We start from the raw sequence: 9,364 nt of genomic DNA on the forward strand, positions 1-9,364 counted from the left end.
GGAAGCAAGCTTCCATAGAAAAGACCGTTCGACTTGCATGTATTAGGCACGCCGCCAGCGTTCGTCCTGAGCCAGGATCAAACTCTCATGTAATGTGGGCTCTTGTACAGAAACCCTCATGAAAAGCTGAAAAGCTCTTAATTTCTTGCTGACTTTATGCTTGCGATACAACGTATCGCCTTCGTTTGCCTCGACCGAAATCGAAGCTCCCTGCACATTTGGTTCGTTCATTCTTTGTTCAGTTTTCAAAGGCCAATCGCGCATCACTTGTTACGTGACAGCTTATTCATAATATCGCAACTTTCCGATTTCGTCAAGAACTTTTTTGAATTATTTATTCTTATTATTCTTGGTTCGAAATATCCCGAGCAGCAACTTTTATATAATATCATTCCGAAGTCAGCCTGTCAACATCTTTCTTGCATTTAATTGTTCGGCACTTCAGACAACTCATTTATACTATCACTCTTCTCCTGTCATTGTCAATTATTTTTTTGAACTTTTTGGGACACCAGCTAACTCTGCAAATAAACCAGACTGTCCCGTTTCGGCTCAGTCCGGTTTTTCTTCATCCTTATTATCCAGAAAAAGATGCATCGCAGCCAGGATCTTCACCCCGGCAATTTCCTCAAAGTCATATACAAAAGGATGCCGGATGTCGTTGCAGACAGGATATCCGCTATCGGTTCCGAGTAATAGATTCCCATCACATCAAAATAGTTGGGTAAGATAAGCGCCAACGGAATCAGGATGATCACTTTGCGCAAAAGAGCAATGAAAAGTGATTTTTTCGCCTCCCCCACACCGACAAAAAACATTTGCGCGCTCATCTGCACTCCGAACAGCCACATTCCGCCCATGTAAATCGGCAGAACACGGGTGACTAAAGCCAACAAATCCGAATTTGTCGTAAAGATGCGTGCGAACAGACCCGGCACGAACAGCACCAATAAAAAGTAGGAGACTGTAAGTCCAACCGTTACCTTCATGGAATGGCGCACAGTTTCTCGCACACGCTTGTAATTCCCTGCTCCATAATTATAACTGATGATTGGTTGAACACCTTGCGTAAAACCTTGTAGAGGCACTGTCAGCAATTGCATGATGCTTTGCATGATTGTCATGGAACCAACATAAAGATCGCCGCCGTATTTCAGCAGTCCTGTATTGAAGACAATCACAATCGCACTTTCGGTCGCTTGCATAATGAATGGCGAAATTCCCAAGGAAACAATTCTCTTTATCAGCCCAATCTCTAGCCCCATATTCTTCTTGCGGATCCGGATAATCGAATGCTCGGACGTCAAGAATCGGAGGACGTAGATCGCACTCAGGGTTTGGGAAATGACTGTTGCAATCGCAGCACCCTGAACTCCCATATCAAAACCGAAAATAAAAATCGGATCCAGGATAATATTGGCAATAGCTCCAATCAGTACTGAAAACATAGCGTTTTTTGTTTTTCCTTGACTGGTTATAAATAGATTCAGGCCTAATGCATATTGTACAAAAATTGTGCCCATTATATAGATGGAAGTATAGTCATTCGCATAATTGAAAGTAACATCACTGGCACCGAATAAATATAATAATGGCTCTTTGATCAAAGTAAAGACAATAGTCAAAACGACTGCCATGAGCGTGAGCATGGAAAAAGCATTGCCGAGGATTTTTTCGGCCTCATTTTTGTCGTTCTTGCCTAACGCAATGGCCGCCAAAGGAGCCCCGCCACCTCCGGCAAAACTGCTGAACGCAGAAATGATCAGCACAAGCGGTGCGCTGATTCCCAACCCAGTCAATGCAACAGCCCCTACATCGGGTATATGTCCGATGTACATCCTATCCACAATGTTGTAAAGAATATTGATGACTTGGGCAATAATGCTCGGTATGGCCAGTTCCATCATCAGTTTAGGGATTTTCTCCGTCCCCATGCGTGATCCTTTTAATTCTTGCACGATTACTCCTCCTTCTTCCGTTCCACATTCGCTACCATTTTTTCAAGCATCGCTTCAAACTGCGTGAACTGTTCTTGATTGATTCCTTCTGTCATCGACGCGATAAACTGTTTCCGGATATTCCGTAATCGGTCCGCTATCGGCTTTGCCCGATCAGTCAATACAAGATGAATATAGCGACGGTCTCCCTCATCAACGTTTGTCTCCAAGTACCCTTTTGCGACAAGCGAATCGACCGATCTGGCAATCAAAGACTTTGATAGTCCCAGGAAATCTGCTATTTCTTTGGATGTGTCCATTTCGTTATTTGACAAAAAGGTGATCAGATCCAACTCGTTCGGAGAAAAATCCGAATCAGACATCTCTGTCTTCACTTCTGCCCGGTACATTTTCGACAGCTTGGACAAGCTGATCAGCAGGTTTTTCTTTTCTTTCATAAATTACACGCCTCCATGCATTCAAACTGAAACCATTTTACCGTTAAATGGTTCACTTGTATACCATCCGTTTATGAGCTGCTTTTCATGGCAGAACAACCTTCCCATCAAAAAAAACACACGCAACAATACGAACTCGCAAAGAGCCCTATTGCTGTATGTGTTTTATTGATAGCTGACAGAGTTTGCGCAGATGATTCCGTCTCATCTTTACAATCCGCAAGGTACAATTCCACTATTTCGGTCCTTTGCTGAAATCATGGTTTCTCCAAAGCGGATATCACTTCTTCAACGCTCAAAAGATACCCTTGCATTCCCAAAGCTTGCGCGATTTTCATGGCTTGGGGTTGATCCAGATAGGCTTGCTGCAGAAGGTCTTTTTTGCTGAAGACTTCCCTTGCACCGCCTTCGAGCAGCAATTGCCCTTGGCTGAAGACGACGACGCGTTCAAAAACTGCCGCCGCAAAATCCATGTCATGCAGAATGCACAGTACGGCTTTCCCTTCTGCCTGCAGGTTTTCGATCACTTTTTTGATGATTGCTTTCCCGGTAGCGTCCTGCCCCATCGTGGGTTCATCGAAAATGACGATGGGCGTGTCCATCGCTAAAATCGAAGCCAACGCCACCATCTTTCTTTGCGCCAGATTGAGGTCGTATGGATTCACTTTCTCGACATCCACCAATTCTACTTGAGCCAATGCCGCGCGTGAACTGGCTCTTGCCTCATCCAAAGAAAGTCCGATGTTCAACGGACCGACCATCACTTCATCCAAAACCGTATTCTTGAAAATCTGGTCATCGGGGTTCTGAAAAACCAGACCAATCTTCTTGGATATCTGGGCAACCGTCAAAGTTTTTAAGTCGATCCCGTCCAGCAGGATCCTGCCGGAATCGGGACGCAAAAGTCCCTTCAGCAGTTTTACGAAGGTGGTTTTTCCCGAGCCGTTCTGTCCGATGATGGCGGTTTTGCGGTCGTCCAGCACCAGATTAATGTCTTTTATGACGGGTGTTGTTTTGTCGTATGCAAAATGCAGCTTCTCTATTTCCAGTTTATTCATGAGGGACACCTTCTTCCGCAAGCAAGCCTTTCAGCTCATCCAATTCCACAGGATAATGCCCATTAGCCTTCCGCTTGTTCAAATGGCGGGCGATCGCGGTCACGGCGGGCGGCTGTACGCCCAGAGACGCCAAGTCCTCGCGCGAAAAAATAGCTTCGGGCGTATCATACGCGATCAACTTGGCATCGTCCAAAAGCAGGACCCTGTCTGCGTACTGCGCAATTTTTTCCATCTTTTGCTCGGCCATGATGATGGTGATGCCTTCTTTCGTAAGGTTTTCCACAACTTTGAAGACCTCATCCGACCCTTGCGGATCCAGTTGGGAAGTGGGTTCATCCAATATCAGCACTTTCGGCTTCATCGCGACCACACCGGCGATCGCAACCCGCTGCATTTGCCCGCCGGAAAGATCGAACGGGTTCTTGTCCTTCACTTTGCGGATATCCAGCAAGTCCAAACTTTCTTCGATCCGCTTGATGATTTCGTCGCGCGGCAGTCCCATGTTTTCCAGCCCGAATGCGATTTCTTCATATACTGTAAAACGCGAGCCGGTGATCTGGGAAAACGGGTTTTCGAACACCAATCCGGCTGCTGCAGTGACTTCGCTCACATCCGTCGTGCGCACATCCAAACCGGCTATCATCACCGATCCGCCGTAGGCCCCTTTGAAGAAGTGCGGCACCAAGCCGCTCAGCGCATAGCACAAAGTCGATTTGCCGGCGGTGTTTCTTCCAATCAGGCCGATGAATTCACCCTCCTCGACCGAAAAGCTGATGCCGTCCAACGCCAATTTGGTCGTATCGGGATAACGATATTTCAGATCCTTCACTTCTATGACGCTCATCCCATCAACCTCCAGACGATCAAACCAGCCAAAATCAGCAACAGCAGGACATTCAACAGCGCGCTGTAACGGTAGGACCTCGCTTCATTCAGATAGGTTTTCGGCGTATCCCTGTCGAAACCGCGGACATCGAGCGCGATCGCTCTCTCCCGGGTATCGTTCAAGGCGTTCAGGATGACCGGCCCCAACAATGGGAAGAATGCCTTTACCCGGACAAACAGGCTGCCCTCTGTCTCCATCCCCCGCGACCGTTGCGCATCCTGAATTTTGCCGTAAGTGGCCCGCAGCTGCGGGATGATCTGCAGAACCGAAAGGATGACATAGCCGATCTTCGGCGACATGCCTTTCTGCTGCAGCCGTTCAACCAGTTCCGTCGGTGAAGTCGTCAGCACCAACACTCCAAAGGCGCTGACCATATTGATGACGCGCATGGTCAGACGAAAGGCTATAATCAGGCCCTCTTTGTAGAATTTTATCGGGCCCAATTCATAAAGTAACGTTTCGTTGGCAGGATTGAAAAAACCTTGCACAATGACGATCGACAGAATCAATAAAAAACTGAGTGCAATCACCGGCAAAATATTACGGAATACCTTCCCTACCAACAAGATACCAAAACTGGTCAGCATGACTGCCGCAACTTGCCACAGATCATCCAATAAATAGGCCGCAGCGATGCTCACGACGACATAAAGCATCTTCGTCAACGGATCCAAATGATGGATCGGCGAGTTGCGCGGTACATACAAAGTCATTGCATCCATTCAAATCAGCCCCTATAATTCTTCTATCGCGCCATCCTTCAGGAAAGTGTTCGTGAGTTTCTTCGGCAAGCCCCTGAAGATAAAGTAACTGATGAGAACCGTCACTAGTTTATCCGGCACATCCACAACGATGCTGTCCAAGAAAGAAGCCAGCCATTGCGGTTGCCCATTCGAAATCAGCAAAAACGTAGAGGGCATCCCCCCAGACATTCCCGGTCTGGCCACCCAAAAAAAGGATATTCAAAGGTGTCGAAACGGTGGCCGCAACCACCCCGATGATCAAACCGGCCAGAAGCACGGTCTTGATGTCCTTGAACCAGCCTTTAGCGGCAAACAGACCCGCCATTAAACCGATGACTGCGCTGGTGACCGCGTACACTGTCGAAATCGGATCGGCCGTCACGCCGTAGATGACGTTATTGATGATCCCGGAAGCGGCACCGATTACCGGTCCCGCCAACATACCGGACAATACCGTTCCGATCGAGTCCAACCAAAGCGGCAGACGCAATACGCCCGCGATGTATTTGCCGAGATAATTGATCCCAATCGCGATCGGGATCAAAACGATGGAAGCCGTTGACAACTTGTAGCTCAGTTTGTTTTTTGTTTCTGGATTCATTTTATTCTCCTCCTTTTGCCTGATGCCATGCATGGAAAGCGGATAATGCCAGTTGGATTTGATTCTGTTCCCCTTGCTTGGTCGCCGCTTCTCCTGAAACGAATTGACGGACGCCTTCCGCCATCCCTTCTTCCGGACCGACAACGACATTCAGCAGCGATGCGGTCTTCAATCCCCTCAGCGCCCCAACAACAAACAACGTGGCTGTTTCCATATCCGACCCGATGATGCCGTTGCCGCTCCAATAAGCAGTAAGTTGCGCTTCACGAGCGGTGTAGAAACTGTCGTGGCTGCGGACAATCCCCAAACGATGAGGGATCCGCTCCGTTTCCGCAATTGCCCGCAGATCCATCAACAAATCCAGATCGGCAACGGCGGGATATGCGGAATCGACATAGGCCTTGCTGGCGCCATCATCCCTGACCGCTGCCGTCGCGATGATCACATCGCCCAGATGCACTGCTGGATGCAAAGACCCGCAGCTGCCGATGCGGATGATGCCTTCTATTCCGATCCTTGCCAACTCTTCGATGGCTATCGCTGTGGATGGTCCACCGATCCCGGAGGAAATGACCAATACCTTCATTCCTTGATAAGTCCCCAGAACACTCTTGTACTCACGGTTGAACGCCAAATCGACAGCGTCCTCCAACAGTAATTTCGCTCTTTCAACGCGGGCTGGATCACCCGGCAACAGCGCATATTTCACATCCAAATCGGCTGATAATTGGATATGTGCCTGCAGTGTTTGTTCCATTTCTCCACCGTCCTTTTCGCAACGTTCGACTCCGGAATAGCCCGACAAAACTTCAAGATACTGATACCCATTATGAGTTCAGTATAGCATAGAGCCCAACGTCTGGCACCGGATAACCCTTGATGGAAAGACGGTCTTCCCGGCGCACAAAAAGAAGCAGTCTCTTAGATTAACAGAGGCTGCTTCTTATGTTTTACCTTAGTTGTTGCCCTTACTGGACGAACAGCGCCGCAAGCGGGATCAACCCCACCATCACGACGCCCGATACGACCATCGCTAGGCTGCTCATGGCACCCTGCAGTTCGCTTGCTTTCAACGATTCAGCTGTCCCCATGGCGTGGGAAGCCGCACCCAAAGCCAACCCTTTCGCGATCGGTTCTTCGATTCTGAAGATTCTGAAAATCAGCCCGGAAACCACCGTTCCGAAAATGCCCGCGAAGATGACCCCTGCCACTATGATCCCTGCGACACCGCCGATCAGTTCGGTCGTATCCAACGCGATGGCCATCGTGATCGAGCGCGCCAAGGTGGACAGTGTCGTGATTTCGCTCATCATAAGAATCAGAGCCAAGCCGATGATCGTGACCAGACCGCTGATCATCCCCGTCAAACAACTGATCAAGACAACCCAGCTGTTCTCGCGCAAAATCTTGTACTGCCGATAGACCGGAACAGCCAGGCAAATCGTGGCCGGTGTCAGGAGATCGGACAACACTTGCGCACTTTTTTGAAAAACAGCAACTTCGACGTCCAGGACAAGAATCAAGCCCATCACCAGGATCGTCCCGATCAGCAAAGGATTCATGAAGGCATAGGGATATTTTTTATTCAGCTTCAAGCCGATCATGAAGGCCCCCAAGCTGATGAACAAGCCGAGATATTTTGTCGTCTCCAGCAGATGATCAATCATTTCCGTCAGCCTCCTTCGCTTTCTTCCTTCTTATCATCACCTGAGCCAATAGGCCGGTCGTCGCCAAAATCACGATGGTGGAGCCTATGTTGACGGCTACCCAGCCGAAGAAGTGTTCGGCGATCTGCCCGTAGGAAGTGATCAGCCCAGCCCCGCTCACCACGAACAGAGCAGGCATGATGCCCAACAACAGATTGGCGGCATTTTCCACTTGTTGGAGTTTCAGCACGCCCGTCATCAGCAACAGGAACAGCAATGACATGCCGTAGATGCTGGCCGGAATAGGCAGCGGAATGAAGATGGCCAGCAATTCGCTTATAGCTGAAATAGCGATGATAACGGCAAATTGTTTTAAATAGTGCATAATGATAGGATGGCTCCTTCCTTGTCCGAAGCGATACGGACTTTCTCATTACCCAGTATACCGACTTCCGTTCCGAAACGATATATCACGCAACCCAAAATTCTGCTTTCCATGTCGTTTTAAACCTGTTACGCGATACATACGCAGTGCGAATGATGTATAATAAGCCGTTCAGTAAATGAACAAGGACAGAAAGAAGGCGGAAATATATGAACTTAGAAGAATTGATTGAAAAAATTGAAGCGTTCAAAGCAAGTCATCCCGAAGGTACGTTTGAATTCCTTGTGCAACCGCAAAGGGATTTGGATGATCTGTTTGCCGAGCTACTGATACTGGATGTAGCAACAGATGCAGATGGCAACCCGGAAGCCCGAGCTGAGGAAGCTTTACTCACATTGGAAAACCCGTCAAATGATGAACTAGCTATGCTTGAAAGCATCGCCGAAGCTTTAAAAACATATCTATACCTGAATTATTCATAGATTTTCAGAAAACGTCTTGAAACGTTCATCTTCCAACATATTTTGTATTTCCAGTTCACACCCAAAAGGTGTGAAAAAAGAACCCCTATCTGTTATGGTTAATGTACGACCAACAACCATAGAAAGGGGTTCTCTCAATGGCAACTTTACACGAAAACACTCTAAAATTCAATCAAAAAATGACGGTTACAAATACTGGAGGTAATCTCTCCACGGATGCTGGTCTCATTTTGGTTAAAGAATTCCTTCATTCAATCGGATTCGAACAGTTGATGGAGAAAGAGCTTCATTTCCAAGACTCCCGCCTTTCACCTACACATTCAAATGAAACCATCCTTGAACAACTGATTTTCCAATTAATTGCAGGCTATGATACCGATGCATCTGCCAACATCTTACGCCAGGATCCTTTCTTCCAACAGATGCTTGAGAAAAGTACATTGGCTTCACAACCTTCGCTTTCGCGTTTTTGGGATCGCATTAGTGAGAGTCCCGATGCACTTGTGCAGCTACAAGCGCTCAATCAAGCAATGCTGGATAAGGTACGCATACAACGTAATGCAACAGAAATGGTATTAGATTTGGATTCCACATATAGTGACACCTACGGCAATCAAGAAGAAACGGCCTTCAACACACATTATCAAACAACCGGTTATCACCCGCTCGTTGCCTTCGATGGTCTGACCAAGGACTTTCTGAAGGCGGAACTGCGTTCCGGAAACACCTACTGCTCAACCGGAGCAGCCGATTTTTTGAATCCGCTTCTTGAACACTATAATCAGACTGTTCCAGTCAGCACCATTCTTGTTCGAGCAGATAGTGGCTTTGCAGCACCAGAACTGTATGACCTCTGTGAAGAAAAAGAGCATCAGTACGTCATTCGACTCAAGCGAAATCGCCGCTTATTCAAGATGGCGGAAGAGTTTGTTCAAGTTGGGGATGAAACTGAATGGAGTCAGCGTGAAGAACATTTCTACTCGACTCGCTATCAAGCCGGCACTTGGAAGCATGACCGTAGGGTTTGTATTCGTTCCGTCAGGGCAGCTAATGAACTGATTTTTAACCATGAATTCATTATCACCAATCTTTCCGATGCTGTCTCGGCTGAACAAGTCTATCAAACGTATTGGAAGAGAGGTACCATGGAGAATTTCATCAAGGAAGC

General features: G+C 47.7%; 10 protein-coding genes, 1 rRNA gene and 1 pseudogene. 2 read left to right on the forward strand and 10 right to left on the reverse strand.

Annotated features, from left to right (window positions below; all coding sequences use genetic code 11):
- The 10 genes and pseudogenes from BMZ71_RS13770 to BMZ71_RS13820 form a co-directional block, all read right to left on the reverse strand.
- A 16S ribosomal RNA gene (locus tag BMZ71_RS13770) occupies positions 1–93 on the reverse strand; the annotation flags it as partial.
- Between the two features lie 518 nt (positions 94–611).
- The gene (locus BMZ71_RS13780) at positions 612–1,958 is read right to left on the reverse strand and encodes an MATE family efflux transporter (protein ID WP_245734453.1); all 1,347 of its coding nucleotides are present in this window, start codon (positions 1,956–1,958) and stop codon (positions 612–614) included.
- Between the two features lie 2 nt (positions 1,959–1,960).
- Positions 1,961–2,395: a MarR family winged helix-turn-helix transcriptional regulator gene (locus BMZ71_RS13785; protein WP_086990132.1), complete on the reverse strand. Its 435-nt coding sequence runs from the start codon at positions 2,393–2,395 to the stop codon at positions 1,961–1,963.
- Positions 2,396–2,652: 257 nt separating this feature from the next.
- Entirely contained in the window at positions 2,653–3,453 is an 801-nt protein-coding gene (locus BMZ71_RS13790; protein WP_068561501.1) for an energy-coupling factor ABC transporter ATP-binding protein, read from the reverse strand.
- Positions 3,446–4,297 carry an energy-coupling factor ABC transporter ATP-binding protein gene (locus BMZ71_RS13795; protein WP_086990129.1) on the reverse strand — a complete coding sequence of 284 codons (852 nt, stop codon included), beginning with the start codon at positions 4,295–4,297 and terminating at the stop codon, positions 3,446–3,448. The genes BMZ71_RS13790 and BMZ71_RS13795 overlap by 8 nt, the downstream gene beginning before the upstream one ends.
- Complete coding sequence (locus tag BMZ71_RS13800) at positions 4,294–5,061, reverse strand: energy-coupling factor transporter transmembrane component T family protein (protein ID WP_086990126.1); 768 nt, start codon at positions 5,059–5,061, stop codon at positions 4,294–4,296. The genes BMZ71_RS13795 and BMZ71_RS13800 overlap by 4 nt, the downstream gene beginning before the upstream one ends.
- A gap of 12 nt (positions 5,062–5,073) precedes the next feature.
- Positions 5,074–5,683: pseudogene (locus BMZ71_RS13805) on the reverse strand (ECF transporter S component).
- A 1-nt stretch (position 5,684) separates the two neighbouring features.
- Complete coding sequence (locus tag BMZ71_RS13810; RefSeq protein ID WP_068561505.1) at positions 5,685–6,440, reverse strand: nucleoside phosphorylase; 756 nt, start codon at positions 6,438–6,440, stop codon at positions 5,685–5,687.
- Positions 6,441–6,651: 211 nt separating this feature from the next.
- Complete coding sequence (locus tag BMZ71_RS13815; RefSeq protein WP_086990123.1) at positions 6,652–7,350, reverse strand: LrgB family protein; 699 nt, start codon at positions 7,348–7,350, stop codon at positions 6,652–6,654.
- Complete coding sequence (locus tag BMZ71_RS13820) at positions 7,343–7,714, reverse strand: CidA/LrgA family protein (protein WP_086990119.1); 372 nt, start codon at positions 7,712–7,714, stop codon at positions 7,343–7,345. Before BMZ71_RS13820 ends, BMZ71_RS13815 begins: the two co-directional genes overlap by 8 nt.
- Positions 7,715–7,923: 209 nt before the next feature.
- On the opposite strand from BMZ71_RS13820, the gene BMZ71_RS13825 reads away from it, so the two are divergent.
- Together BMZ71_RS13825 and BMZ71_RS13830 are read left to right on the forward strand one after the other, a co-directional pair.
- A complete protein-coding gene (locus BMZ71_RS13825; protein WP_086990116.1) occupies positions 7,924–8,196 on the forward strand; it encodes a hypothetical protein in 273 nt (90 codons plus the stop codon).
- A gap of 137 nt (positions 8,197–8,333) precedes the next feature.
- Positions 8,334–9,364, forward strand: a 1,031-nt coding sequence (locus BMZ71_RS13830) for an IS1380 family transposase (protein WP_245734454.1), incomplete at its 3' end; no start/stop codon positions are given.

Origin of the sequence: Trichococcus flocculiformis, assembly GCF_900113645.1 — a bacterium.
In the GTDB taxonomy this organism is placed as follows: domain Bacteria; phylum Bacillota; class Bacilli; order Lactobacillales; family Aerococcaceae; genus Trichococcus; species Trichococcus flocculiformis.